Origin of the sequence: Pseudomonas sp. ICMP 10191 (genome assembly GCF_001467335.1) — a bacterium.
In the GTDB taxonomy this organism is placed as follows: Bacteria; Pseudomonadota; Gammaproteobacteria; order Pseudomonadales; family Pseudomonadaceae; genus Aquipseudomonas; species Aquipseudomonas cerasi.
Map to the genome: position 1 here is coordinate 73942 of NZ_LKGW01000068.1, position 24265 is coordinate 98206.

At 58.6% G+C, this 24265-nt stretch carries 24 protein-coding genes, 1 tRNA gene and 1 pseudogene; 14 read left to right on the forward strand and 12 right to left on the reverse strand.

Annotated features, from left to right (window positions below; translation table 11 throughout):
• Window positions 1-153 precede the first annotated feature (153 nt).
• The 6 genes from AO388_RS06890 to AO388_RS06915 all read right to left on the reverse strand — a co-directional run bounded on the left by AO388_RS06890 (window position 154) and on the right by AO388_RS06915 (window position 5105).
• On the reverse strand, window positions 154-597 hold the full coding sequence (locus tag AO388_RS06890) for a helix-turn-helix domain-containing protein (RefSeq protein ID WP_003372222.1): 444 nt from the start codon (window positions 595-597) through the stop codon (window positions 154-156).
• Window positions 594-911 (reverse strand): DUF4258 domain-containing protein, encoded by a 318-nt coding sequence (locus tag AO388_RS06895; protein WP_058400059.1) that lies wholly within the window; start codon window positions 909-911, stop codon window positions 594-596. Before AO388_RS06895 ends, AO388_RS06890 begins: the two co-directional genes overlap by 4 nt.
• 361 nt (window positions 912-1272) lie before the next feature.
• Window positions 1273-1348 (reverse strand) — tRNA-Phe (locus tag AO388_RS06900).
• 101 nt (window positions 1349-1449) lie between these two features.
• Window positions 1450-1722 (reverse strand): oxidative damage protection protein, encoded by a 273-nt coding sequence (locus AO388_RS06905; RefSeq protein WP_002555777.1) that lies wholly within the window; start codon window positions 1720-1722, stop codon window positions 1450-1452.
• Window positions 1719-2786 (reverse strand): A/G-specific adenine glycosylase, encoded by a 1068-nt coding sequence (gene mutY / locus AO388_RS06910; protein WP_003372219.1) that lies wholly within the window; start codon window positions 2784-2786, stop codon window positions 1719-1721. Before mutY ends, AO388_RS06905 begins: the two co-directional genes overlap by 4 nt.
• Window positions 2787-2879: 93 nt before the next feature.
• Window positions 2880-5105, reverse strand: coding sequence for an AsmA family protein (locus AO388_RS06915; protein ID WP_054081349.1), 2226 nt, complete (start codon window positions 5103-5105; stop codon window positions 2880-2882).
• A 495-nt stretch (window positions 5106-5600) separates the two neighbouring features.
• On the opposite strand from AO388_RS06915, the gene AO388_RS06920 reads away from it, so the two are divergent.
• From AO388_RS06920 to AO388_RS06955, 8 genes are all read left to right on the forward strand, one after another.
• Window positions 5601-7262, forward strand: a complete 1662-nt coding sequence (locus tag AO388_RS06920; RefSeq protein ID WP_058416224.1) for an OFA family MFS transporter — start codon at window positions 5601-5603, stop codon at window positions 7260-7262.
• Between the two features lie 216 nt (window positions 7263-7478).
• Window positions 7479-8678: an amino acid aminotransferase gene (locus AO388_RS06925; RefSeq protein WP_058396496.1), complete on the forward strand. Its 1200-nt coding sequence runs from the start codon at window positions 7479-7481 to the stop codon at window positions 8676-8678.
• A 93-nt stretch (window positions 8679-8771) separates the two neighbouring features.
• Window positions 8772-9365 carry an imidazoleglycerol-phosphate dehydratase HisB gene (gene hisB, locus AO388_RS06930; protein WP_002551454.1) on the forward strand — a complete coding sequence of 198 codons (594 nt, stop codon included), beginning with the start codon at window positions 8772-8774 and terminating at the stop codon, window positions 9363-9365.
• Window positions 9365-10003 (forward strand): imidazole glycerol phosphate synthase subunit HisH, encoded by a 639-nt coding sequence (gene hisH / locus AO388_RS06935; RefSeq protein WP_003434704.1) that lies wholly within the window; start codon window positions 9365-9367, stop codon window positions 10001-10003. Before hisB ends, hisH begins: the two co-directional genes overlap by 1 nt.
• A 4-nt stretch (window positions 10004-10007) precedes the next feature.
• Window positions 10008-10268 carry a DUF2164 domain-containing protein gene (locus AO388_RS06940; RefSeq protein WP_003342219.1) on the forward strand — a complete coding sequence of 87 codons (261 nt, stop codon included), beginning with the start codon at window positions 10008-10010 and terminating at the stop codon, window positions 10266-10268.
• Window positions 10269-10355: 87 nt separating this feature from the next.
• A complete protein-coding gene (gene hisA, locus AO388_RS06945; protein ID WP_003372206.1) occupies window positions 10356-11093 on the forward strand; it encodes a 1-(5-phosphoribosyl)-5-[(5-phosphoribosylamino)methylideneamino]imidazole-4-carboxamide isomerase in 738 nt (245 codons plus the stop codon).
• 19 nt (window positions 11094-11112) lie between these two features.
• The gene (gene hisF, locus AO388_RS06950) at window positions 11113-11883 is read left to right on the forward strand and encodes an imidazole glycerol phosphate synthase subunit HisF (RefSeq protein ID WP_002551458.1); all 771 of its coding nucleotides are present in this window, start codon (window positions 11113-11115) and stop codon (window positions 11881-11883) included.
• A 185-nt stretch (window positions 11884-12068) separates the two neighbouring features.
• Window positions 12069-12824, forward strand: a complete 756-nt coding sequence (locus AO388_RS06955; RefSeq protein WP_058416225.1) for a substrate-binding periplasmic protein — start codon at window positions 12069-12071, stop codon at window positions 12822-12824.
• 13 nt (window positions 12825-12837) lie between these two features.
• On the opposite strand, the pseudogene AO388_RS06960 reads toward AO388_RS06955, so the two are convergent.
• The 5 genes and pseudogenes from AO388_RS06960 to gpmI form a co-directional block, all read right to left on the reverse strand.
• Window positions 12838-13008, reverse strand: a pseudogene (locus AO388_RS06960) (serine protease); the annotation flags it as partial.
• 173 nt (window positions 13009-13181) lie between these two features.
• Entirely contained in the window at window positions 13182-13964 is a 783-nt protein-coding gene (locus tag AO388_RS06965; RefSeq protein WP_003434694.1) for a divergent polysaccharide deacetylase family protein, read from the reverse strand.
• Window positions 13965-13967: 3 nt separating this feature from the next.
• Window positions 13968-15305, reverse strand: coding sequence for a S41 family peptidase (locus AO388_RS06970; RefSeq protein ID WP_003372196.1), 1338 nt, complete (start codon window positions 15303-15305; stop codon window positions 13968-13970).
• A gap of 33 nt (window positions 15306-15338) precedes the next feature.
• The gene (locus tag AO388_RS06975) at window positions 15339-16664 is read right to left on the reverse strand and encodes a murein hydrolase activator EnvC family protein (RefSeq protein WP_044310203.1); all 1326 of its coding nucleotides are present in this window, start codon (window positions 16662-16664) and stop codon (window positions 15339-15341) included.
• A 153-nt stretch (window positions 16665-16817) separates the two neighbouring features.
• Window positions 16818-18350, reverse strand: coding sequence for a 2,3-bisphosphoglycerate-independent phosphoglycerate mutase (gpmI, locus tag AO388_RS06980; RefSeq protein ID WP_058416227.1), 1533 nt, complete (start codon window positions 18348-18350; stop codon window positions 16818-16820).
• Between the two features lie 156 nt (window positions 18351-18506).
• Between gpmI and AO388_RS06985 the strand changes: the two genes are divergently transcribed.
• Genes AO388_RS06985 through secB form a run of 3 tightly spaced genes read left to right on the forward strand, consistent with a single transcriptional unit; the run spans window position 18507 to window position 19703 of the window.
• On the forward strand, window positions 18507-18920 hold the full coding sequence (locus AO388_RS06985; protein ID WP_058416228.1) for a rhodanese-like domain-containing protein: 414 nt from the start codon (window positions 18507-18509) through the stop codon (window positions 18918-18920).
• Window positions 18921-18922: 2 nt separating this feature from the next.
• Window positions 18923-19174, forward strand: a complete 252-nt coding sequence (grxC, locus tag AO388_RS06990; RefSeq protein ID WP_002551467.1) for a glutaredoxin 3 — start codon at window positions 18923-18925, stop codon at window positions 19172-19174.
• 40 nt (window positions 19175-19214) lie between these two features.
• Complete coding sequence (gene secB / locus AO388_RS06995) at window positions 19215-19703, forward strand: protein-export chaperone SecB (protein WP_003372189.1); 489 nt, start codon at window positions 19215-19217, stop codon at window positions 19701-19703.
• A 273-nt stretch (window positions 19704-19976) separates the two neighbouring features.
• Here the strand turns inward: secB and trmL are convergent, their stop codons facing one another.
• Window positions 19977-20432 (reverse strand): tRNA (uridine(34)/cytosine(34)/5-carboxymethylaminomethyluridine(34)-2'-O)-methyltransferase TrmL, encoded by a 456-nt coding sequence (gene trmL / locus AO388_RS07000; protein ID WP_002551469.1) that lies wholly within the window; start codon window positions 20430-20432, stop codon window positions 19977-19979.
• Here trmL and AO388_RS07005 point away from each other — a divergent pair.
• The 3 genes from AO388_RS07005 to AO388_RS07015 all read left to right on the forward strand — a co-directional run bounded on the left by AO388_RS07005 (window position 20431) and on the right by AO388_RS07015 (window position 24058).
• Window positions 20431-20871 (forward strand): hypothetical protein, encoded by a 441-nt coding sequence (locus tag AO388_RS07005; protein WP_003372188.1) that lies wholly within the window; start codon window positions 20431-20433, stop codon window positions 20869-20871. The two genes, trmL and AO388_RS07005, sit on opposite strands and share 2 nt — an antisense overlap.
• A gap of 1020 nt (window positions 20872-21891) precedes the next feature.
• Window positions 21892-23250, forward strand: a complete 1359-nt coding sequence (locus AO388_RS07010; RefSeq protein ID WP_044310201.1) for an OprD family porin — start codon at window positions 21892-21894, stop codon at window positions 23248-23250.
• 169 nt (window positions 23251-23419) lie between these two features.
• Window positions 23420-24058, forward strand: coding sequence for a peroxiredoxin (locus AO388_RS07015; protein WP_058416229.1), 639 nt, complete (start codon window positions 23420-23422; stop codon window positions 24056-24058).
• Window positions 24059-24265 lie beyond the last annotated feature (207 nt).

A 24265-nucleotide genomic window follows, 5' to 3' on the forward strand; every position in this document is an offset into this window, starting at 1 on the left:
TGGCTTCGAGGGTGGGCGGGGAAAATTAGTTCAATGGGATGGGGGTGGCAGGGCTCTGGATGGCGGGTATGAGTAGCAGAAGGCTGTTGTGATCTTCTGAAGTGTTGCCTTGAACGGCACCTTTACATGCCGTCAGACTAATCACCCTGTGAGTCAAGCGACTTTCAGCTCGGACTCTTTCCACTGTGTTCCGTCCAATTCGAACGCGGCTCCTTCGTGGGGTTGTGCATTTCGTTCGAAGATGATCGGACCAAAATTGGCGTGGATATAGGCAGCGTAAAAAGCCCTCATGGCAACGTCAGCTGGTCCCGGTATTTCTTGAGATTCGCGCTTTTCCCAGTTGGCGATGGTCTGCACATCGACCCGGAAAATGGCTGCAGCCTCCTCCTGAATGAGATCCTGCTCCTTTCTCAAAAAGCGAAACTGACGCCCGGTCATTGGCGTTTTCTGGCCAATGATATCCACAGCTATCGCTCGATGAAGTCCGTCGATATCTTCGATCTTCACACCTTCGCCGTATGGCGTTTCGAGGATCGTATAACCATTTTTCAAGAAGATGCCGTCCAGTCCACTGCCTTTATATTTGTACATTTTCATACCTCCCACACCGTAATTGCGAAAAGCTCGTCAGGCTCAGGACTTGGATTGACGGCTACTACCATGCAGACAACATCTCTCGGCGCGAGCTCGCTCATCCGGAACTCGAAGTTGCCATGCTTCTCGCTGTACGTAGGCCCTCGGATGATTGCTCCTCGACGCAGGCATCTCAGGGCCTCCGTGGCGGTTATGCCGCGCTCATAGAGGCGCTCCAGGCAATGCTCGCGAAAAACGACTTTGGAGGAGTCTCTTGCCAGGACATGAACAAGATCCTCAAGTTGCTGCTTGCTCCACAAGGGCTGCCTGTTTTTCATGCTGCCTATAATCCTTATAGGTGACACCATAGTAGGGTGTCGTCCTTGCGTCGTAAATAATGATTATTTTCCGCTTGAGGCGTCGCGCTTGGAGCCTTTGGAATTAGCGGGTTTTGGTTTGCCGAGGCTTGGCTACCTTGTCACGCGCCGCGAAATGCGGGCAAGCGAATAAGCCGGATGGCGGCCGACGTGCGGCGTAGGAAGAGGCGACACGTGCAGTAGTCTGATTCTATTGGTCTCTTCTGCGCGCGCAGGGTGCAGACACGTCTGTCATTCAAAAAAACCAGACAACAAAAAGCCCGCACGAGGCGGGCTTCTTGTGTGCTTTCAGGTGTGCTTGGCATCACCTGAAAACGAAAGGTGGTGCCCAGAGACGGAATCGAACCGCCGACACGGGGATTTTCAATCCCCTGCTCTACCGACTGAGCTATCTGGGCAACGGGGCGCATTAGACGTGTTTTTCAGGAGGTCGTCAAGCGTGTTTTTTAAAAAATTTGAATTATTACCGACGCTTACGACCTTCACTGCGTGAAACGCTTTATTTTTCGGGGGGAACGTAGCCTTCGGCCTGGGCGTATTCTTCGCCGGAGAGAAACTTGTCCATCTCGGTCTGGAGGAATTTACGGTCTTCGGCGTTCATCATGTTCAGGCGACGCTCGTTGATCAGCAGGGTCTGGTGTTTCTGCCAGTCGGCCCAGGCTTTCTGCGAGACGTGGTTGAAGATGTCCTCGCCCTTGGCGCCCGGATACGGGGCGCGTTCCAGGCCGGGCAGTTCTTCTTTGTATTTGCGGCACATTACGGTGCGGGTCATGACGACTCTCCTGCGTTCAATACGTCGGCTGCGCGTTTGAGCAGCTTTTTCACCGGGGCGGCAAGGCCCAGGCGTGGCGGGGTGGCGAGGTTATACCAGAGCCAGTCAGCCTCGGCCACGTGATCGGTGGACTCCTGGACCTTGACCAGCCAGGGTTCGATGCTCAACTGGAAGTGGCTGAAAGTGTGGATCAGCCCCGGCAGTTCATGGTGCTCGCCCAGTTGCAGCGCGTGTTGGGTGGCCAGGTGCTGAAGGTCATCGAAGTCATCCAGTTCCGGCAGGCTCCACAGGCCGCCCCACAAGCCGCTGGAAGGGCGACGATAAAGCAGGATCGCGCCGTCTTCGTTGGCGAGCATCGGCATGAGCGTGCGTTTCTGCGGCACGGTCTTGCGCGGCTTGGGGATCGGGTAGCGCGTTTCCAGGCCCAGCATGTGCGCCTCACAACTGCGCTCCAGCGGGCAGAGCAGGCAGCTCGGTTTGCTGCGGGTGCAGAGCGTGGCCCCCAGGTCCATCATCGCCTGGGTGTAGTTGTTGACCCGGCGGTGCGGCGTGAAGCGTTCAGCGGTGGCCCACAGCTGCTTGGCCACCTTGGGTTCGCCAGGGTAGCCCTCTTGCGCGGTGAAGCGCGCCAGCACGCGTTTGACGTTGCCATCGAGGATCGGCGCGCGAATGCCCATGCTCAGGCTGGCAATCGCGCCAGCGGTGGACAGGCCGATGCCGGGCAGCAGAATGAGCTTTTCGACATCGCGGGGAAACTCGCCGCCATGGTCGGCGACCACGATTTTTGCCGTTTTCTGCAGGTTGCGGGCGCGGGTGTAGTAACCCAGCCCGGTCCACAGGTGCAGCACTTCGTCCTCGGGCGCGTCGGCCAGCGCCTGCACGGTCGGCAGGGCCTCCATGAAGCGGTCGAAGTAATTCAGAACGGTGCTGACCTGGGTCTGCTGCAGCATGATTTCCGACACCCAGACCCGGTACGGCGTGATGTCTTGTTGCCAGGGCAGGTCATGTCGGCCATGACGGTCGTACCAGTCCAGCACGGCGCTGGAGAATTGTTCGGGTTGCATGGCCTGGAGGGCTCTCGTCTGGATATGAGTGGTGATATGAACGGTCGTGCCAGCGGAGCGCCGCGAGGGCGCTCCTGAGCAGTTCACGTTGCCCTAGCGCTTGAACAGTCCCTTGAGGGCGTCCTTGAGCTCGGGGCTGACCTTGTCACCGAGTTTGTCGTTCAGCTTGTCCTCGAGCTTCTCGCTGATCCGGTCGCCCGCCAGTTTCGCAGCGATCTGGCCGACACCTTCCTTGTCCAGACGGCAAGCCTTGGCGCCCAGTTCCAGCGGGCCGCGGCACTGCACCGGCCACTCGATGCCGACAAAGCGCGGATTGATCTCGCAGGCCGGGTCCGGCATGTCGCTCTTGTCGCCTTCGACGATGATGCCGACGCGGTAATTCATGCCCAGTACGCGCAGGTCGACGTCGCCGTTACCGTTGACGGCCATGCCCGGCGTACGAACCTTGAGGTCCGGATTGCTGGCCACGCCGTTGCGTACCACCAGATTGCCGTTGAGCTGCTGGAAAGGGGTGTCCTTGGCGCGCGGTTCGCCGCTAAGCGTCTTGCGGTTGAGGATCGAAATACCCTTGCACAGCTGCTGCTCCAGGTTGGCATTGACCAGTACGCCGTTATTGAGCGCAAAGCTGGCGGTGCCGTTCAGGCTGTCGATCAGGGCTTTTTCGCTGTTGCCTGTGCCGGTCAGGTTGCTGTCGAGGTTCAGCAGGCCACGCACTGGCGGCGTCTGGCCCTGGCTTTCCAGAATGCGTTCGACCGGTACTTTGGCAATGTGCGTCTGCACCGTGGCTACAGGCGTGTCCGGACGCGCGTCCAGATTGCCCTTGACCTCGAAGTTGCCGTTGTACAGGTCGCCACTCAGCGTATCGACCTTGATAAGGCCACCGTTGGCCTGGGTCTTGAACGCTGCGTTGTCGATGGGCAGTTTGTTCAGGGTCAGTTTGCCGAAGCTCAGGTCAGCCTCGACATCCAGCGTACGCAAGCGCTCCAGCGGCAGCAGCCTGGCAGTGCTCCAGGCGGCCTTGGTCGGTTGTTCGGGCAGCGGTGAATCACCCGCAGCAGCGGCGGCTTCACCGGACTGAACCTCGGATTTGCGCGCGGCCTTGGCACCTTTGCTTTCTTCGCTCTCAGCCGGACGATAGCGGTCGGCGTCGAAGGTATCGCCCTTGAGCTGGACACGCAGCGCCTGTTTGGCGAAGTCGTCCACGGCGATGCGACCCGTGAAGGTGCTGTCGTCGACTTTCAGGTTGAGGTTGTCCAGCGCAAGGCTGGTAGGCGTACCCGCCAGGCGCGTGACCATTTCAACCTTGCTCAGCGCACCCTCGGACATGGCTGGCAACGGCTGACCGATGTTCTCGAAGAACGCGCGCAGATCGAGCTGAGCGATGGACAGGCCGCCGCTGATCTGTGGCGTTTTGTCCAGATCGCGGGCACGCAGTTCGCCGAGTGCACGCAACTGGTTGGCCGAGACTTTGAGGCTGTTCCATTCAGCGATGTTGGCGGCCAGGTCCACGAGCAACTGGCCCTGCGCCGAGAAGGTGACGGTCTTGCCTTGCAGCGGCTCGCCGGCGACTTCACCGGACAGGCGCATGTCTTCGAATTGATAACGCTTGAGCACGCGGTCCATGCGCAGCTCGCCGACCAGCTCGGTCTTGGCGCGCACGACGGGCTGGTTGGTGCTTAGAAAGGCCGTCAGTTTGATCGGGATATCGGACGCTTCACGAATCGGCCCGGTACTCAGCTGAATGCTCTCGGCCATGAAGGTCCTGCCTTTTCGGGCATCGCTGTAATCCACGCGGGCGTTGTTGACGGTCAGGCTGTCGATATCCAGGCGGATCGGCTGGGAAGGGCGATCCGTTTTGGGCGCGTCCGGAGCCGGGGCAGGTGTTGTCTCGCCAGATGTTTCAGTGCTTGCCACGGCAGGCTTGCCGATGTCTTCCCAGTTGCCATGACCGTTTTCATCGCGATGCAGGGTCAGGTTCAGGCCTTCGACGCGAATGTCGCTCATCTGTACCTGGCGACGAAGCAATGGCAGCACGCGTACGGACAGGCCGAGCATCTGCACATCGGCGAACGGCTGATCGGGAGCGGTCAGGGTGGCGACATGGGCGTCGTGCAATTCCAGGCCGAGCCAGGGAAACAGGCTCCAGCCGATATCGCCGTTGAGCGTCAGCTCGACGTTGGCCTTGTCGCGTGCCAGCTGGCGAATCTCGTCTTTATAGTCGTTGGGATCAAACAGGTGGGTCAGGGCGAAGCCGAGAGCCACGATGATCAGCAACAACCCGAGAATAAACAGCCCCAGGATTTTGCCGAACGCTTTCATGGGCGAGTCCTTGTGTCGATGTTCAAAAATAGCCCACGAGTATACCGCTCTGACGAGCCTGTCGGGCTGCGGATACCGTTATTGCTGTCCGGCCTACGGTTCAAGACGCTGGCACCGTGCGCCACTACGCCTGAGAGCAGATGAAAAATGTGCGTCGCCTCGTCTCGATATATCTTCCGAATCTTCGCGCACCGGCCGAACAGCCACACAAGTGCGCCCAACTAAGTCCAAAGCAGCTTTTCGATAATGCTTAATTGGTTGCATCTATGGCTCGATAGAGCACGTGGATTAACGTGTGAAAATAGATAATAAAAAGCATGTAGCGAGATGCTTATTTGCCATCAGACAGTGATAGTCTCCGTTTTTGCTGGCTAAGGTGCGTCTTTTTGTCACGTATCCGGATAACCTGCCGATAAAACAGACATGGCCGCTCGGCACTGAGTCTGTGGCGGACCAGCGGACCATCTGCGAGCTTCACACATTGGGGTAATTATAATGAGCACAAGCACAGCCTTGGGCGGCGCAGCCGTTCAACCTGCGTTCTTGTCCAAAGAGCGCATTATCGCCAAGCCAGGTTTCAACCGTTGGCTTGTTCCACCTGCAGCACTGGCCATCCATCTTTGTATCGGTATGGCTTACGGCTTCTCGGTATTCTGGTTGCCGCTGTCGAAGGCTATCGGTGTTACGGCACCTGTCGCTTGCACACCGGACATGGGTTTTTTCGCGCAGATGTTCGCGTCGACCTGTGACTGGCAGATCTCCATGCTGGGCTGGATCTACACGCTGTTTTTCATCTTCCTGGGTTGCTCGGCTGCCATTTGGGGTGGCTGGCTGGAGCACGCAGGTCCACGCAAGGCGGGTGTGGTTTCGGCACTTTGCTGGTGTGGTGGCTTGCTGATTTCTGCACTGGGCATTTATACGCACCAGATCTGGCTGATGTGGCTGGGCTCGGGCGTGATCGGCGGTATCGGTCTGGGGTTGGGCTATATCTCCCCGGTGTCGACCCTGATCAAGTGGTTCCCGGACAAGCGCGGCATGGCGACCGGCATGGCGATCATGGGCTTTGGCGGCGGCGCGATGGTGGGTGCACCGCTGGCTACGGCTCTGATGGGTCACTTCGCTTCGGCTGAAAGCGTGGGCGTATGGCAGAGCTTCGTGGTGATGGCGGTGATTTACTTCATCTTCATGATCGGCGGTGCACTGGGCTACCGCGTTCCGCCAACCGGCTGGAAGCCTGAGGGCTGGACCGCTCCGGCTGCCAAGGCCAAGAACTCGATGATCACCAACCGTCACGTGCACGTCAGCGTGGCCTGGAAGACACCGCAGTTCCGTCTGGTCTGGCTGGTGCTGTGCCTGAACGTATCGGCCGGTATCGGCATCCTGGGCATGGCTTCGCCGCTGCTGCAGGAAGTCTTCGCTGGCAAACTGCTGGGCGTCGACCTGACCTTCAGCCAGCTCAATGCCGACCAGCTGAAAGCCATTGCTGCGATCGCAGCCGGCTTCACGGGGCTGTTGAGTCTGTTCAACATCGGCGGTCGTTTCTTCTGGGCTTCGTGCTCGGACTTCATCGGTCGCAAGGCAACCTACTTCGTATTCTTCGCACTGGGCTTCCTGCTTTATGCGTCGGTTCCGACCCTGAGCCATATGGGTAGCATCGCGCTGTTCGTGGCCACGTTCTGCATCGTGCTGTCGATGTACGGTGGCGGTTTTGCGACAGTTCCGGCTTATCTGGCTGACCTGTTCGGTACGCAGATGGTCGGTGCGATTCACGGTCGTCTGCTGACTGCCTGGGCTGCGGCCGGTGTGCTCGGCCCGGTATTGGTCAACTACCTGCGTGAGTACCAACTCGCCCACGGTGTTGCACGTGCCGATGCCTATGACATCACCTTGTACATCCTCTCGGGTCTGCTGGTGCTGGGCTTTATCTGCAACCTGCTGATTCGTCCGGTTGCCGACAAGTACTTCATGACCGACGCCGAGCTGGCGGCTGAACAAGCCATCGGTCACGACAAGGGTGCCAACGCCACGACTTCGCTGGAGTGGAAAGCATCCGCAGGTAGCAAGCCGCTGGTCATCGCCGCCTGGCTGGCCGTAGGCATCCCGCTGGCGTGGGGCGTCTGGATTACCCTGCAAAAAACCGCAGTGCTGTTCCACTAAAAGCCTGCCGGTAACAGAAAAGCGCTTGCACCTCGGTGCAGGCGCTTTTTTTTGCCTGGGTTTTTGGTGCACTGCGCTTTTGATCATCGCGTCCGGATTTTATTCGTCGCGATAGTCATATTCAGTTGACCCTATGTACTCGATGCACTGCCCGTTCCGGTGCATACGCTGCTACATTAGTCAGCCCTGATTTTATTGCCCGAAGGAGTTGTTTGCATGCTAGCCCACGTGGAGTCATACGCCGGTGATCCGATCCTTTCGCTGATGGAGACCTTTGGCAAGGACTCGCGTGCGGACAAGGTCAATCTGAGCATCGGTCTGTATTACGACGCACAGGGTCGCATTCCGCAATTGGCCTGTGTAGCAACGGCGCAACAGCAACTGGCCGAAGGCGAGCAGGCAGCGTCCGTGTACCTGCCGATGGAAGGCCTGGCGGCGTATCGGCAGGCGGTGCAAACCCTGTTGTTCGGTGCCGATCACCCGCTGGTTCAGGCAGGCCGTGTGGCCACCATTCAAACCGTGGGCGGCTCGGGGGCACTCAAGATAGGTGCCGATTTCCTCAAGTATGCGTTTCCGGACTCGCAGGTCTGGGTCAGCGACCCGACCTGGGAAAACCATAACGCGCTGTTCGGCGGAGCGGGCTTCAAGGTCAACGCGTACCCGTACTTCGATGCCCAGACGGGTGGCGTGAGGTTCGAGGCCATGCTCGACACGGTGCAGGGGCTGCCGGCGCAGAGCATCCTCCTGCTGCACCCGTGCTGCCATAACCCGACCGGTGCCGATCTGACGGTGGCGCAATGGGACCGCCTGATCGAAGTGATCAAGGATCGTCAGCTCATTGCGTTCCTGGACATCGCCTATCAGGGTTTCGGCAAAGGCATGGACGAAGACGCCTATGCCATCCGGGCGATGGCCAACGCAGGTATCACAACGCTGGTCAGTAACTCGTTCTCGAAAATCTTCTCGCTGTATGGCGAGCGGGTAGGCGGGCTGTCGGTGGTCTGTGAAGACGCGGCCTCCTCTGCCAACGTATTCGGCCAGCTCAAGGCGACCGTGCGCCGCAACTACTCCAGCCCGCCTGCACATGGCGCGTTTCTGGTGTCGAAAGTGCTCAACACACCGCACTTGCGCGAGCAGTGGCTGGGCGAAGTCGAGGCCATGCGCCTGCGTATCATCGACATGCGCACGCGTCTGGTCGAGGTGCTGGCGCAGAAGGTCTCCGGCCACGATTTCAGCTTTATCCTCAGGCAGAACGGGATGTTCAGCTACACCGGTCTGACCCCGCAGCAAGTCGATGAACTGAAAGATGTTCACGGCATTTACATGCTGCGCAGTGGTCGGGTATGCATGGCCGGTTTGAATGAAGGGAATATCGACAAGGTATGTAACGCAATCGCGAGCCTCTTCGCCCGTTAAATACCCTGCTGGTCGTCTGTTTGCTTCATGGCGGGCGCTTCTGGGCCTATAATGCTCGCCTTTTTTTCGCCCAATGATTTTGCGGAGCTGGTGATGGCCGAACGTAAGGCGTACGTCGAGCGCAATACTCTGGAAACCCAGATCAAAGCCTCGATCAACCTGGATGGTACCGGAAAGGCCCGATTCGATATCGGCGTGCCTTTTCTTGAGCACATGCTCGACCAGATCGCCCGGCACGGGCTGATCGATCTGGACATCGAATGCAAGGGTGACCTGGCAATCGACGACCACCACACGGTGGAAGACGTCGGCATCACCGTGGGCCAGGCGTTCAGCCAGGCGATCGGCGACAAGAAGGGCATTCGTCGTTACGGCCACGCCTACGTGCCGCTCGACGAAGCGCTGTCGCGCGTGGTCATCGATTTCTCCGGGCGTCCGGGCCTGCAGATGCATGTGCCGTACACCCGCGCCACTGTAGGCGGCTTCGACGTGGACCTGTTTCAGGAGTTCTTCCAGGGCTTCGTTAACCACGCGAACGTGACGCTGCACATCGACAACCTGCGTGGCACCAACACTCACCACCAGATCGAGACCGTGTTCAAGGCTTTCGGTCGTGCGCTGCGCATGGCGGTCGAGCTGGATGAGCGTATGGCCGGACAGATGCCATCGACCAAGGGTGTGCTCTGATGCAGACAGTTGCGGTCATCGATTACGGCATGGGCAACCTGCACTCTGTCGCCAAGGCGCTGGAGCATGTGGGCGCAGGCCGTGTGCTGATTACCAGTGACGCCAAGGTGATTCGCGAAGCCGACCGCATCGTTTTTCCGGGTGTGGGCGCGATTCGCGACTGCATGGCCGAGATTCGCCGTCTGGGCTTTGATTCGCTGGTCAGGGAAGTCAGCCAGGACCGTCCGTTTCTGGGGATCTGCGTCGGTATGCAGGCGTTGCTCGACAGCAGCGAGGAGAACGGCGGTGTGGACTGCATCGGCATGTTTCCCGGCCAGGTAAAGTTTTTCGGCAAGGACCTGCACGAAGAGGGCGAGCACCTGAAAGTACCGCACATGGGCTGGAACCAGGTCGCTCAGGCGGTGGATCACCCGCTGTGGCATGACATTCCTGATCAGGCGCGTTTCTACTTCGTGCACAGTTTCTATATCGATGCCGCCAATCAGCGTCAGGTGGTCGGACGTGGTCACTACGGCCTCGATTTCGCCGCTGCCCTGGCCGACGGTTCGCGTTTTGCGGTGCAATTCCACCCTGAAAAGAGCCACACCCACGGCCTGCAGTTGCTGCAGAACTTCGCCGCCTGGGATGGTCGCTGGTAAACGCATGAGCAAAGCCAAGGGCAAGCCACCGATTCTGACCCTCTCGCCCGAGCACGAGCAACAGGCGATCGACAAGCTCAAGCGCCTGTTCGCAGAGCGCTTCGAGCTGGATCTGGGCTCGTTCGAAGTGGCTGAAGTCCTCGAGCTGTTCACGCGCGAGATTGCCCCGCACTACTACAATCGCGCCATTTTCGATGTTCAGCAGCAGCTCAAGGAGCGCTTCGAGAGCATCGAAAGTGACTTGTGGGCACTCGAAAAAAATTAGCTAGAAAGCAGCTGCACGCATCAAGCAGCAAGAATGGGTGAGTGCGCATCGTTGCAGCTTGCCGCTCTTTTTGACCAAGGAAAAAGCATGCTGATTATCCCCGCTATCGATCTCAAGGACGGCGCCTGCGTCCGTCTGCGTCAGGGCCGGATGGAAGATTCCACGGTGTTCTCCGATGACCCGGTGGCCATGGCCGCCAAGTGGGTCGAGGGTGGTTGCCGCCGTCTGCATCTGGTCGATCTGAACGGTGCGTTCGAAGGTCAGCCGGTCAATGGTGATGTGGTCACGGCCATCGCCCGACGCTACCCGAACCTGCCGATCCAGATCGGTGGTGGCATCCGTTCGCTGGAAACCATCGAGCATTACGTCAAGGCGGGCGTGAGCTACGTCATCATCGGCACCAAGGCCGTCAAAGAGCCCGAGTTCGTGGCCGAAGCCTGCCGTGCGTTCCCCGGCAAGGTGATTGTCGGTCTGGATGCCAAGGACGGTTTCGTCGCCACCGACGGCTGGGCTGAAGTCAGCTCGGTGCAGGTCATTGATCTGGCCAAGCGTTTCGAAGCCGATGGCGTGTCGGCCATTGTTTACACCGACATCGCCAAAGACGGCATGATGCAGGGCTGCAACATCCCGTTCACCGCGGCATTGGCGGCTGCCACGCGGATCCCGGTGATCGCCTCGGGTGGTATCCATAACCTGGGCGACATCCAGGCGCTGCTGAATGCGAAGGCTCCGGGCATCATCGGCGCGATCACCGGCCGTGCGATTTACGAAGGCACGCTGGATGTGGCCGAAGCTCAGGCGCTCTGCGACCGCGAACAACGCTGAACAGCTGGAGATTGACCCTGTGGCCCTAGCCAAACGCATCATCCCTTGCCTGGACGTCGACAACGGTCGAGTGGTCAAGGGCGTCAAGTTCGAGAACATCCGGGACGCAGGCGATCCGGTGGAAATCGCTCGTCGTTACGATGAGCAGGGTGCCGACGAAATCACCTTCCTCGACATCACCGCCAGCGTCGATGGCCGCGACACTACGCTGCATACCGTCGAGCGCATGGCCAGTCAGGTGTTCATCCCGCTGACCGTTGGTGGCGGCGTGCGCACCGTGCAGGACATCCGCAACCTGCTCAACGCCGGTGCCGACAAGGTCTCGATCAACACGGCCGCGGTGTTCAACCCCGAGTTCGTCGGTGAGGCCGCCGCGCGTTTCGGGTCGCAGTGCATCGTGGTCGCTATCGACGCCAAGAAGGTCTCCGGTCCGGGCGAAACCCCGCGCTGGGAAATCTTCACCCACGGCGGGCGCAAACCCACCGGGCTGGACGCGGTGCTCTGGGCGAAAAAGATGGAAGACCTGGGCGCTGGCGAGATCCTGCTGACCAGCATGGACCAGGACGGCATGAAAAACGGCTTCGACCTGGGCGTCACGCGCGCTATCAGCGATGCGCTGGGTATTCCCGTGATTGCTTCGGGTGGCGTCGGCAACCTCGAGCACCTGGCTGCCGGTGTCATCGAGGGCCACGCCAGCGCTGTGCTGGCGGCGAGTATCTTCCACTTTGGCGAATACACGGTCCCTGAAGCCAAGGCCTACATGGCCAGCCGCGGGATTGTCGTGCGCTGAGTCACGGCGCATGAAAGCGGGCGCCGCTTGTTTCAGGCCAAGGGTTTGAAACAGCCGGCGCTCGCTTTGTTTCAGCCCTGTGGCATTCGAATATTGCCTGTAAGCGACATCGCCGGACAGCGCGCTAGACAGTGCGCCGGGTTCACGGCACTCTGCATGCGTCGTTCACGATCGAGTGCCGGAACATGTTCAAACGCCTATTGCTTGCACTGATCGGGGTCGGTGTCTTGTCGAGTGAAGGTGTCCGGGCCAGCGAGTCGACGCCTTATTCCATGGTGTTGCTGACCGAGAACTTCCCGCCGTTCAACATGGCGGTCGACGGCAAGAATTTCGCCCAGGAAAACAACATTGACGGTATCGCCGCCGAAGTCGTGCGCGAGATGTTCAAGCGCGCCAATATCGGCTACAGCATGACGCTGCGCTTTCCGTGGGACCGAGTCTACAAACTGGCCCTGGAAAAGCCCGGTTACGGCGTGTTTTCCACCACCCGCCTGCCCGAACGTGAAAACCTCTTCAAATGGGTCGGCCCGGTAGGTTCCTACGACTGGATCATGTTGGCGCGCGGCGACAGCCCGATCACCTTGACGTCGCTGGAGCAGGCCAGGGATTACCGCATCGGGGCCTACAAGGGCGATGCCATTGGCGAGCGCCTTAGAACCATGGGCTTGAACCCGATCCTGATGTTGCGTGACCGCGACAACGTGAAAAAACTCGCCAACGGCCAGATCGACCTGTGGGCGGTAGGCGATCCGGTTGGTCGCTATCTGGCGAAGCTGGAAGGCGTCACCGGCTTCAAGACAGCGCTGCGGTTCAACAGCGCCGAACTTTACCTGGCGGTCAACAAGAGCACGCCTGACGAGGTCGTCAGACGCCTGCAAAAGGCCCTCGATCAGATGCGCGCTGAAGGCTGGGTCGATGCCGTCAAGGCGCGCTATCAGTAACCGCTCAGCCTGCTGCGGGCGCGTCAGGCGGGCTGTCGACGCTTCGGCTATTGATCAGCGTTGCCGTGCAGTTTGACCCTGACCTGCTGTTGATACGGCCGACGCCGTTCCAGTGGTCGCGCGAGCCGTCGGCGTTGAGCAGGGCTATCGAAGGTGCGAGAGTCATCAGCCCTTCGCCCCCGTCATCATGGTCGGTTTCATCATCAATCCATGATAAATGTGTCTTGGCCTCCGTCATTGAGGCACCTTCCTTTAAGTCGGAATTGACACGTTCATCAAGGCTAAGACGCTGGTGGACACGGAAAGCAGATTTGCCGGACCTGGCGTATGGAAAGTGCTGACGTGGAAGAGGTGCGATCAGCGATAAATCCCATTCTTGCCATGCGCCGCACTCGCCTGATTGCCGCGTTCGCCGATCATGCTGCGCAGGTCGATCCATTCGACGCCCTGAGCCTTGAGGTTGGGCAGTTCGCGCTCCAGTACATCCAGCGTGACAGGGTAGGGGTGGCCGATAACCACGGCCGAGCCATATTTGCGGGCGATTTTTATCGCGGTCTGCAATTGGCGGGTGATGGCTTCTGCGGTGCGTTCGTCGTCCAGGAATACGTCACGCGAGACGCTGGCCAGCCCGATACGCTGCGCTTCGGCGGCGGCCACGGTTTTCGCGCTGGTGCGGCTGTCGACGAAAAACAGGTGACGACGCTGTAGCTCGGCCATCAGCCAGGTCATGGCGACCGGCTCGGCGGTCATCCGGCTGCCCATGTGGTTGTTGATACCGGCTGCATACGGCACCTTCAGCAGGGCAGCATTGAGACGGCTTTCCAGCTCAGGCAGTGGCAGTTCGGGGTGCCAGGCGTAAGGGCCGGTCGCGGGGTCCATGGGCATGTGCAGCATGACCGTTTTGCCTGCGCGATGGGCCTGGCGGGCAAACTCGGTGGCGTGCGGGGTGTCGGGCATGATCGCCAGAGTAACCGGGCCGGGAAGCGCCAGTGTGCGGCTGTCGCGCTGCGGATTCTGGCCCAGGTCGTCGATGATCAGGCTCAGGTAGGCCTTGGGCGGTTTGCCGCTGCTCTCTGCCGGCGCTGCATGGGCAGCGCCAGTGATCGAGAGGGTCAGCAGCAACAGAGCGAGAAAGCGCATCCGTCAATTGCCGCGGGTGATACTCAGCCCCTTCAGCAGGCTGAGCGCCTGGCTGAGCTGGAAGTCGTCATCCTGCGGACGCGCCTTGGCGGCTGCGCCACCCTTGACGGTCGGTTTGTCCGCGCCGCCATTGCCATTGCCGAGGTGACCCAGCAGGTCGGCTTCCTTGTAGTTCTCGCCGTCTGCTTCGCTGGTGACCTTGGCCCGACGTACCACGATGTCCGGGTTGATGCCCTGGGCCTGGATCGAGCGGCCGTTCGGCGTGTAGTACAACGCGGTGGTGATCTTCAGGGCGCGATCGTTGTTCAGCGGCAGAACGGTCTGCACCGAGCCTTTGCCGAAGGTGTCAGTGCCCATCAGGATGCCGCGTTTCTGGTCTTGCAGGGCGCCGGCAACGATTTCCGATGCCGAGGCGCTGCCGCCGTTGATCAGTACTACCAGAGGCACGCCTTCGCTGGCGTCTGCCGGGTCTGCCGAGAAGCGCAATTCGGAGTTGGCGATGCGGCCTTTGGTGTAGACGATCAGGCCCTTGGTGAGGAAGTGATCCGCCACCTGCACCGCCGATTGCAGCACGCCGCCCGGGTTGTTGCGCAGGTCGAGAATCAGGCCGCTCATCTTCTTGCCGTTGTCCTTGCGGAATTTGGCCAGTGCCTTGCCGACTTCGTCACCAGTCTTGACCTGGAACTGGGTGATGCGGATATAGCCGTAGCCATTTTCCAGCATCTGCGCCTTGACGCTCTTGACCTGAATGGTCGCCCGCGCCAGGGTCACGTCAAACGGCGTACCGCCATCGCGGACCAGCGTCAGGGTGATCTTTTCACCGATCTTGCCGCGCATCTTGTCGACCGCTTCCTGCATGTTCTGGCCCTGGGTCGGCGTACCGTTGATCTTCACGATCAGGTCGCCTGCCTCGATGCCAGCCTTGGAAGCCGGTGTGTCGTCGATGGGCGAAACCACCTTGACGAAACCGTCCTCGACGCCGACTTCGATGCCCAGCCCACCGAACTCGCCGCTGGTGCTTTCCTGCAGCTCCTGGAAATCTTCCGGGCCAAGATAGGCGGAGTGCGGATCAAGATTGCTGAGCATGCCCTTGATGGCGTTCTCCAGCAGGGTCTTGTCGTCGACCGGCTCCACGTAGGCCGCCTTGACCCGGTCCATGACCTCGGCAAAGGTGCGCAACTCGTCGAGCGGCAGCGGTGGCTTTGCGGTGGTATTGGTTTTGGCGGGCGAGACTGCTGCAGGCGTGGCTGGCGCGGTCTTTTCGGCAGCTTGCGCCAGCGGCGCGCCGATAACGATGGCAATTGCCAGGGCCAGCGAGGTGAGGCGGGACAAATGCAGCATGTCTAACGAACTCCTACAGATATTGACGCCGACTTATCCTTGAGTGCGGCACCATTGGGCCGGATCGCTGGGGCGACCCTGCTGACGAATAGCAAAGTACAACGCTGCCGTGTCCTGACCGCCACTATTGCCGACCGTGGAAATCGCTTCACCGGCTTTTACAATGTCACCTGCCGACTTGAGCAGGCTCTGGTTGTGCCCGTAAAGGGTCAGATAACCGTTGCCATGGTCGAGAATGACCAGAAGCCCGGCACCGCGCAACCAGTCGGCGAACACCACTCGTCCGCCATGCACGGCACGTACCTGGCTTCCGGCTGCGGCGCTGATCATGACGCCGTCCCATTTGGTCCGTTCGTCATCGCCGCGGGCTTCACCGAAACGCGCAAGCAGTCGACCATCGATAGGCCATGGAAGTTTTCCCCTGGCCTCTGCAAAAGGTCCGCCGTAGGAAACTCCGGCACTGGAAACGACTGCGCCGGGGGCTTTGACCGGGCGACGCGGTGCCGGTTCATCATCGCTTTTACTGCTGCTGTTGCTGCTGTTATTGCGGGCGACGGCTTCAGCTTCGCGCTGACGCTTTTCTTCCGCCTCGCGGGCTGCAACCAGCGCCTTCTGGCGAGCTTCTTCGGCTTCACGTGCCTGGCGAGCCAGGGTTTCTTCGATGGTCTTGAGGACTTTGGCCAGGTCGGCCTGATCCTGCTGACGGGCCTGCAGTTTCTGATCGCGGGCCTTGTAGTCCTGATTCAACTTGGCCAGCGCCTGTTGACGTTCCTGGCGAACCTTGGCCAGCTCTTCGCTCTGGCTGTCCAGGTTGCTTTTCTGTACCAGCAGTTGGGCCTGTTGCAGGTCGATGTCTTTTTCGACATTGGCCAGCTGGCGCAGGGTTTCATTGAAATTGCGTAACTGCTCCAAGCGCGCCTGGCTCAGGTAATCGTAATACGTGAGGGTTCGGGCGAACTTCTCGGGGTGTTGCTGGTTGAGCAGCAGCTTGAGGTACTCCTGGCGGCCACTCTGGTAGGCGGCGCGGGCCTGGATGGCAATCAGGCGTTGCTGTTCAACACGGGCGCTGTTCAGTTTCTTTTTTTCACTGTCGAGCTTTTGCAGCTCGGTTTCCGTCTTTTTTAGTTCCTTTTGCAGGACCTCGACCTGCTTTTCCAACTTGCCCATTTCGGTTTCAGTGGTGCGCAGGTCCTTCTGGACGCCTGCACGTTCTTCCTGAAGCTTGCCCAGGACTTTTTGCAGCTCCGCCACATCCTGACGCGCAGCATCTATCTGTTTTTGGGTTTGCACACGCTCGTCTTCGGCAAACGCCGGATTGAGCAGGCAGATCAGAGCAAGGGCAATCAAGGCGCGAAGCATGTGGGTGGGCGATACCGAGGAATTGTGAGAAAAAATGTCAGGCCTAGTATGCCCGCCATGCGCTGCAAAAAAAACGCCTCGCAACCACTGCTTTGAGGCCTGAAACATAAAAAACCGGCCTTGCCTGATGGCTAAAGGCCGGTTTTGACCGGGTTACTCGTTCACAAGAATCGAGTGACCGGTCATTTCCTGCGGTTTCTCCATGCCCAGCAGATGCAGCATGGTCGGCGCGACATCGGCCAGAACGCCGCCTTGGCGAACTTTCAGCTGACGTTTGCCCACATAAACGAACGGTACCGGCTCGGAGGTGTGCGCGGTGTGCGCCTGGCCGGTGTGGTCGTCAGTCATTTGCTCGACGTTGCCGTGGTCAGCGGTAATAAGCGCTTCACCACCGACTTTCTCCAGCGCCTCGGTAATGCGCCCGACGCATACGTCCAGGCATTCCACAGCCTTGATCGCGGCTTCCATGATCCCGCTGTGGCCAACCATGTCGCCGTTGGCGTAGTTGACGACGATCACGTCATAACGCTGATGTTCGATGGCATCGACAATTTTGTCGGTCACTTCCGGTGCGCTCATCTCAGGCTGCAGGTCGTAGGTGGTGACTTTCGGCGACGGGATCAGAATGCGCTCTTCACCCGGGAACGGTTCTTCACGGCCGCCGGAGAAGAAGAACGTGACGTGGGCGTATTTCTCGGTTTCGGCGATACGCAGCTGGGTCTTGCCGTTGGCCGCCAGGTACTCGCCCAGCACGTTTTTCAGGCTGCCTGCAGCAAAAGCGGACGGCGCAAGAATGCTGGCCGCGTATTGGGTCAGCATCACATAGTTGACCTTCGGCTGGCGGGCGCGCTCGAAGTCCTTGAAATCGTCTTCGACGAACACACGAGTCAGTTCACGGGCGCGGTCGGCGCGGAAGTTCATGAACACCACCGCATCGCCATCTTCCACGCGGGCGGCTCCGCCAATACGCGTGGCTTTGACGAACTCGTCGTTCTCGTCGCGTGCGTAGGCGGCTTCGAGCCCGGCAACGGCGCTGTCTGCGTGGAATTCGGCGGCACTGTCGACGATCAGGTTATAGGCAGACGAAACCCGGTCCCAGCGGTTGTCACGGTCCATGGCGAAGTAGCGGCCGACGATCGTGGCGGTACGGCCCTTACCCAGGCGGGCGAAGGTTGCGTCCATTAGCTCGAGGGATTTCTTCGCGCTGCGCGGTGGCGTGTCGCGGCCATCAAGGAAGGCATGCAGGTAGATTTTTTCTGCACCGCGTTTGACCGCCAGTTCAGCCATCGCAACCAGATGATCCTGGTGGCTGTGCACGCCACCATCGGACAGCAGGCCCATGATGTGCACGGCCTTGCCGGCGCTGACGGCTTTATCCACGGCGGCGCAAATGGTCGGGTTTTCGAAGAACTCGCCATCGCGAATCGCTTTGGTCACCCGAGTGAAGTCCTGATACACCACACGCCCGGCCCCCAGGTTCATGTGCCCGACCTCGGAGTTGCCCATCTGCCCGTCCGGCAGACCGACATCCATGCCCGACCCGGAAATCAGGCCATTGGGCATGGTTTGGTAGAGACGATCCATGACCGGCATCTTCGCGGCCAGAATGGCATTGCCCTTGTGGCTTTCGCTGTGTCCGAAGCCATCCAGGATGATAAGAACCAGAGGTTTTGGCGTGGCAGTCATAGAACCCACTCGATGCTGATTGGATAAAGAGATGAACAAAGTACAAGGGAACGGCATTTTAAGGACAAGTTCAAACGGCGTCACTGCCGTACGGACTTTGGCCGACCTTGGCTGCTGTGTATACTGGCCGACATTTTAACGCCCTGGAACCTACTGATGGTTGCTCACCTGCTTGAATTCGCCACTAACCACTATTTGATCACCGGTGCCTTCGTCATTCTGCTGGGACTGCTGATTGCTTACGAAATGAGCAAGGGCGGCGCCAGCCTGAGCACTCGCGAGCTGACCGCACTGGTCAACAGCGATCAGGGCGTGGTCATCGACGTGCGCTCGAAAAAGGATTACACCGCAGGGCATATCGTCGGCTCCCTGAATTTCCCACAGGACAAGTTACTGACCCGTACCGCCGAACTGGAGAAATACAAGGACAAGACGTTGATCATAGTCGATGCAATGGGGCAGCATGCTGGCACCACCGCCCGCGAGCTGCTCAAGTCCGGCTTCAAGGCGGCCAAGCTGTCCGGCGGCATTTCCAGCTGGCGCGGCGATAACCTTCCTCTGGTGAAGTGAACATGGCTCAAGTCATCGTCTATTCCAGCGACTACTGCCCGTATTGCATACGTGCCAAACAGCTTCTGCAGAGCAAGAGCGTGGCCTTCGAGGAAATCCGCGTCGACGGCAAGCCGCAGCTGCGTGCCGAAATGACCAAGAAGGCCGGTCGTACTTCCGTACCGCAAATCTGGATCGGCTCGACCCACGTGGGCGGCTGCGATGACCTGTTTGCTCTGGAGCGTGCCGGCAAGCTCGATGCGCTGCTGGCCTGATACCCCTTAATCTTTCAGCCTAATCTGACAAGGATCCGAGATGACCGATCAACCGAACAACGACGCCGTTGCCAATGAAGAAAACGGCCCACAATTTTCCCTGCAGCGTATCTACGTTCGCGACCTGTCGTTCGAAGCGCCAAAAAGCCCGGCGATCTTCCGCCAGGAGTGGACGCCGACCGTCAGCCTGGACCTCAACACCCGTCAGAAGCAGCTGGAAGGCGATTTCTACGAAGTCGTGCTGACCCTGTCCGTGACCGTCAACAACGGCGACGAAGTTGCCTTCATCGTTGAAGTGCAACAGGCCGGTATCTTCCTGATCAAGGGCCTGGACGACGGCGCAATGAGCCACACCCTCGGCGCATTCTGCCCGAACATCCTGTTCCCTTACGCTCGCGAAGCCATCGACAACCTGGTCGTACGTGGCTCGTTCCCTGCGCTGATGCTGGCTCCGGTGAACTTCGACGCCCTGTACGCGCAAGAACTGCAACGCATGCAGGAAGCTGGCGAAACGCCGACTGTTCAGTAAGCGTTACCGCGGCAAAAAAAAAAGCGCCTTTCAGGGCGCTTTTTTGTGTCTGTTCAAGAATGGCGGCTGGGCCAAATGGATGCTTTTTATCGAGAAGGAACCCGACGAAGTCGGGCCGGAAACAGGAGCGAAGGACTTTGCTCACTTTGGTCCCTCAAAGTGAGTCGCCGAGGGGCGAAAAGGTGACCTGAGTCGAGCCTGAATCTCACTGAATCGCAGAACCGCTGTGTGATGCGGAACATCAGTCTGATTAAGCAAATGCCACACTTAGGCCTAAGCAAATCCGTGCTGACGCCATGCCTCATAGACGGCCACGGCCACCGTGTTGGACAGATTCAAGCTACGGCAGCCTTCACGCATGGGCAGTCGCAGGCGATGCTCGCTGCTCAGCGAGTCAAGAATATCGGCGGGCAGGCCACGGCTTTCCGGACCGAACAGAAAGGCATCGCCTGGCTCAAAGCTCGCATCATGAAAAGGCCGCGAGCCTTTGGTGGTGAAGGCAAACAACCTCGGGTTGCCGATTTTCTCCAGGCAGCTTGCCAGGTCAGCATGTGTCTGCAGCGTGGCATACTCGTGATAATCGAGCCCGGCACGGCGCAGGCGCTTGTCGTCCAGCTCGAAACCCAAGGGTTCGATCAAATGCAGGGTGCAGCCACTGTTGGCGCATAGCCTGATGACATTGCCGGTATTCGGCGGAATTTCTGGTTGAAAAAGGATGACGTGAAACATGCACGGCTCCGAACGAAAGGACGGGATGCATTCTACCCTTGAAGAGGACCCGAGACCGAAGCTATGGCCGCGTGTTCTTGGTTCCATGGCGATTGTCGGGTTTACCGTGGGCACGATTATCGGCCGTCTGCAGCAGCCTGACCCGGTTGAACTGGAGCAGATCGAAGAATTGCCTGCCGGTCTGGCGCTCTGGTTCAACGAAGAACCGAAGTATCGCGGCGCGACGGTGGATGGTGCCGTGGTACTCAACGTCGATGCGTCAGGACAGCCGTGGACGGGCCAACTGAGGTTCGACAATAGGGTTGCGCGCTGGAAGGTGGAACGGGGAGAGAAGGGGTTGGTGCTGACGCTCCTGGCAGCCCGTCCACTTCATGGCGACTGGCGCACTGAGAAGGTGGACGGGCGCTGGAGACTGGAGGTCAGTCTCCGGGAGGAATAAAAGAGGGGAATCCCCGGCCTGCCTGTACCAAGGTCCCCAAAACTGGTGATGTAATACCTATTGCAGGGGGCGTGCCAGTTTTCAAATCGTTTCAGAAAAAACGCATCCGCGTGTGAGACGGGTCCTCTCTGTGTGATGCCATGCTTTATTTGTGCGGCGCATAACTCTTTGAATTATAAATATTTATACATGTTCTTCGAGTGCCGAAGGTGATTTGGCTATAGAACGGAGCCGTAGTGCAGCGTCGCTCATCCCTCGTAACGTAGTACATGTTCCAGCCTTCCGGTTTTCAGGAGTGCACTCAATTTGCGCACCACGAGGGTGCAAAAAACCATACTGATGCACTCATTCATTCGAACTCGATGATGGACCGTCCCAGTCTCATGCATAAATGAGCCGTTTGCGCATTGGCCAATCGGCTGGCTGTTACAGCGCCCGACACCAGAATTGCCTTTTTGTTCACGTGGGCTACAGTGAAGGACAGCTCGGAAGGCCGAAAAACGCTTGAAAATGGCCCCAAAAAGCAAAGTGAAAAAAAATTTTTGTGCTTGAACGAAGTGCGCCGTCAAAGTGATGACAACTGTCACATTAACTGACTAATCTCCCCGAAGTTCCCGTAATACAAGGCTTTCGCCAGTTTTGCATCTGTACTCTACTGGCGGAGATCGAGACCGGTGAAGGTGCATTTTTCCGGTCGGGCGCACGAAAATGATAGATCTGACGAACGGTACCAAAATAAGTTTTGGGAAATGGGTAGTTAGGTCGATACACTCCGTGACGTCTTTGCTGACACGAGTTGTGACATATGACTGGATGTTCTCAAGATTCCAGCGATGGTTTCTTCAGCGCATAAGGGTATTGCACCAACGTGTTGTCATCGACAAAAGCGGTCTAGTCAAAAGTCAGGGCGAACAGAATCCATTGATCTCGGATCGGGACTGTCGCCTATCGCTAATCCGTGGGTCAGGGCCAAGCCCGGCACCATGGATATAAAAAATTAGATTCACGAGGAGCGTAGTAATGAAGAAGTCCACCCTGGCTTTGGCCGTCACCGTTGGTGTATTGGCTCAGCAGGCCAGCGCAGCTGGTTTCCTGGAAGACAGTAAAGCGTCCGTCAGTTCTCGTACCCTGTATTTTGACAACGATTTCCGCGAAGGCACTACCCACAACAACCGTGAGACGGCCACTGGCCTGAAATTCGACTACCTGTCGGGCTTCACTCAAGGTACTGTCGGTTTTGGTCTGGACGTCCAGGGATTGGTCGGTGTTCACCTTGATGGCGGCCGTGGCAACCACGCTCCTGCAGCGAACGGCGGCATTCTGCCTACCGACAGCGACGGTTCTGCTGTCAGCGAATGGAGCCGTCTGGGCGCCAACGGCAAGGTACGCTTCTCGAAAACCGAGCTGAAAGTCGGTAACGCGTTGGCACCTAACCTGCCAATTCTGGTCAGCAACGATGGTCGTCTTCTGCCTCAGGCTTTCCAGGGCGGCATCCTGACTTCCAAGGATCTGGACAACGTCACCTTCACTGCCGGTCAGCTGAACAAATCCATCGGCCGTGCTTCGAGCAACTGGACTGACCTGTCCATTGCCGGCGCTTCCGAGACTGCCGATCAGTTCCGCTTCGCCGGTGCTGACTGGAAAGTCACCAAAGACCTGACCCTGCAGTACTACTACGCTAATCTGGAAGACTTCTACAAGCAGCACTTCCTCGGTTTGGTACACGTTTACCAAATCGACGCCAACCAGTCCTTCAAGACTGACCTGCGTTATTTCAACAGCAGCTCTGACGGCAAAAACAGCGACGCAGCAACCGGCTACCGTTTCAACAACAACAACGGTTATGCCAAGAACGCTGGCGAAGTGGATAACTCCACTTGGTCCGCCATGTTTACTTACGCCCTGGGCGGCCATGCGTTCATGGTTGGCCATCAGCAGATTGGCGATGACGGCGGCATGGTTTTCCTGAACCAAGGCAACGTCACCAAGAACGGCACCAGCACTTCGAGTCTTGAAGGCAACGGCGGTTCGAGCTTCTACCTGTTCACTGACTCGATGATCAACGGCTTCAACCGCGCGGGTGAAAACACCACGTTCGGTCAGTACTCGTACGACTTCGCCAAGGTGGGTGTTCCAGGCCTGAAAGCAGCCATCGCTTACCTGCACGCAGACGACATTCGTGATCGCACTACCGGTAAAGAAGAATACTCCGAGTGGGAAACCGACATGCGCGTTGACTACGTGATCCAGAGCGGTCCGATGAAAGGTTTTGGCACCACCCTGCGTCACGGTACTTACCGTGCGGATGGCGACCTGAACAACTCGACCAATACCGATCAAACCCGTCTGATCTTCAACTACACCTACAACTTCATGTAAGTGTATTGATGCTCAAAGAGACCCCGCCCCGTGCGGGGTTTCTTTTGCCTGTTTTTTGATATTCCTGACAGGTCTATAAGGCGCATTATTTATTCTTTTTAACTTTCCTCGACAGGGCGCACAGTAGTGCTATACCAAGGCCTACCTGATAAAGACAAGGAGCAACACCATGACACTGCGACTTGGCGACATCGCCCCTGACTTCGAGCAGGAATCCAGCGAGGGTCGTATCCGATTTCATGAATGGCTCGGCGACAGCTGGGGTGTGTTGTTTTCTCATCCGGCGGACTTCACGCCGGTGTGCACCACAGAACTGGGTTTCACTGCCAAACTGAAAGACGAGTTCGCCAAGCGCGGCGTGAAAGCCATTGCGCTGTCGGTGGACCCGGTCGATTCGCACATCAAGTGGATCGACGACATCAACACCACGCAAAACACGCAGGTCAATTTCCCGATTCTGGCCGATGCCGACCGCAAGGTCTCCGACCTGTACGACCTGATTCATCCCAATGCCAACGACACACTGACTGTGCGCTCGCTGTTCGTGATCGATCCGAACAAGAAGGTGCGTCTGACGATCACCTATCCGGCCAGCACCGGGCGTAACTTCCACGAGATTCTGCGCGTTATCGACTCTCTGCAATTGACCGACAACTACAAGGTCGCCACGCCCGCCAACTGGGTGGACGGTGATGACGTAGTGATCGTGCCGTCGATCAAGGATGAAGCCGAGATCAAGCAACGCTTTCCCAAGGGCTATAAGGCAGTCACGCCCTATCTGCGCCTGACACCACAGCCAAACCGCTGATTTTCGATCTACCAAGCGTGGGGTTATTCGGGCCGATTTATCGGCCCTTTTTTATTGTTCCCTGCCGCTGGCTGCGTCGCTGGATCAACCGCGGACGCAGAGCATGGGCACGATAGTTGAGATTATCGTTCCTCACGCTCCAGCCTGGGAATGCAGGTCGTGACGCTCTGCGTCACAGGTCCGCAACGTGCAGGCAACGGCACTTCC

Bases quoted from the DNA above. Each gene is read 5' to 3' on its own strand.
- AO388_RS06890 (WP_003372222.1), bottom strand. From the start codon at position 597: ATGAAAATGTACAAATATAAAGGCAGTGGACTGGACGGCATCTTCTTG.
- AO388_RS06895 (WP_058400059.1), bottom strand. From the start codon at position 911: ATGAAAAACAGGCAGCCCTTGTGGAGCAAGCAGCAACTTGAGGATCTT.
- AO388_RS06905 (WP_002555777.1), bottom strand. From the start codon at position 1,722: ATGACCCGCACCGTAATGTGCCGCAAATACAAAGAAGAACTGCCCGGC.
- mutY (WP_003372219.1), bottom strand. From the start codon at position 2,786: ATGCAACCCGAACAATTCTCCAGCGCCGTGCTGGACTGGTACGACCGT.
- AO388_RS06915 (WP_054081349.1), bottom strand. From the start codon at position 5,105: ATGAAAGCGTTCGGCAAAATCCTGGGGCTGTTTATTCTCGGGTTGTTG.
- AO388_RS06920 (WP_058416224.1), top strand. From the start codon at position 5,601: ATGAGCACAAGCACAGCCTTGGGCGGCGCAGCCGTTCAACCTGCGTTC.
- AO388_RS06925 (WP_058396496.1), top strand. From the start codon at position 7,479: ATGCTAGCCCACGTGGAGTCATACGCCGGTGATCCGATCCTTTCGCTG.
- hisB (WP_002551454.1), top strand. From the start codon at position 8,772: ATGGCCGAACGTAAGGCGTACGTCGAGCGCAATACTCTGGAAACCCAG.
- hisH (WP_003434704.1), top strand. From the start codon at position 9,365: ATGCAGACAGTTGCGGTCATCGATTACGGCATGGGCAACCTGCACTCT.
- AO388_RS06940 (WP_003342219.1), top strand. From the start codon at position 10,008: ATGAGCAAAGCCAAGGGCAAGCCACCGATTCTGACCCTCTCGCCCGAG.
- hisA (WP_003372206.1), top strand. From the start codon at position 10,356: ATGCTGATTATCCCCGCTATCGATCTCAAGGACGGCGCCTGCGTCCGT.
- AO388_RS06955 (WP_058416225.1), top strand. From the start codon at position 12,069: ATGTTCAAACGCCTATTGCTTGCACTGATCGGGGTCGGTGTCTTGTCG.
- AO388_RS06965 (WP_003434694.1), bottom strand. From the start codon at position 13,964: ATGCGCTTTCTCGCTCTGTTGCTGCTGACCCTCTCGATCACTGGCGCT.
- AO388_RS06970 (WP_003372196.1), bottom strand. From the start codon at position 15,305: ATGCTGCATTTGTCCCGCCTCACCTCGCTGGCCCTGGCAATTGCCATC.
- AO388_RS06975 (WP_044310203.1), bottom strand. From the start codon at position 16,664: ATGCTTCGCGCCTTGATTGCCCTTGCTCTGATCTGCCTGCTCAATCCG.
- gpmI (WP_058416227.1), bottom strand. From the start codon at position 18,350: ATGACTGCCACGCCAAAACCTCTGGTTCTTATCATCCTGGATGGCTTC.
- AO388_RS06985 (WP_058416228.1), top strand. From the start codon at position 18,507: ATGGTTGCTCACCTGCTTGAATTCGCCACTAACCACTATTTGATCACC.
- grxC (WP_002551467.1), top strand. From the start codon at position 18,923: ATGGCTCAAGTCATCGTCTATTCCAGCGACTACTGCCCGTATTGCATA.
- secB (WP_003372189.1), top strand. From the start codon at position 19,215: ATGACCGATCAACCGAACAACGACGCCGTTGCCAATGAAGAAAACGGC.
- AO388_RS07005 (WP_003372188.1), top strand. From the start codon at position 20,431: ATGCACGGCTCCGAACGAAAGGACGGGATGCATTCTACCCTTGAAGAG.
- trmL (WP_002551469.1), bottom strand. From the start codon at position 20,432: ATGTTTCACGTCATCCTTTTTCAACCAGAAATTCCGCCGAATACCGGC.
- AO388_RS07010 (WP_044310201.1), top strand. From the start codon at position 21,892: ATGAAGAAGTCCACCCTGGCTTTGGCCGTCACCGTTGGTGTATTGGCT.
- AO388_RS07015 (WP_058416229.1), top strand. From the start codon at position 23,420: ATGACACTGCGACTTGGCGACATCGCCCCTGACTTCGAGCAGGAATCC.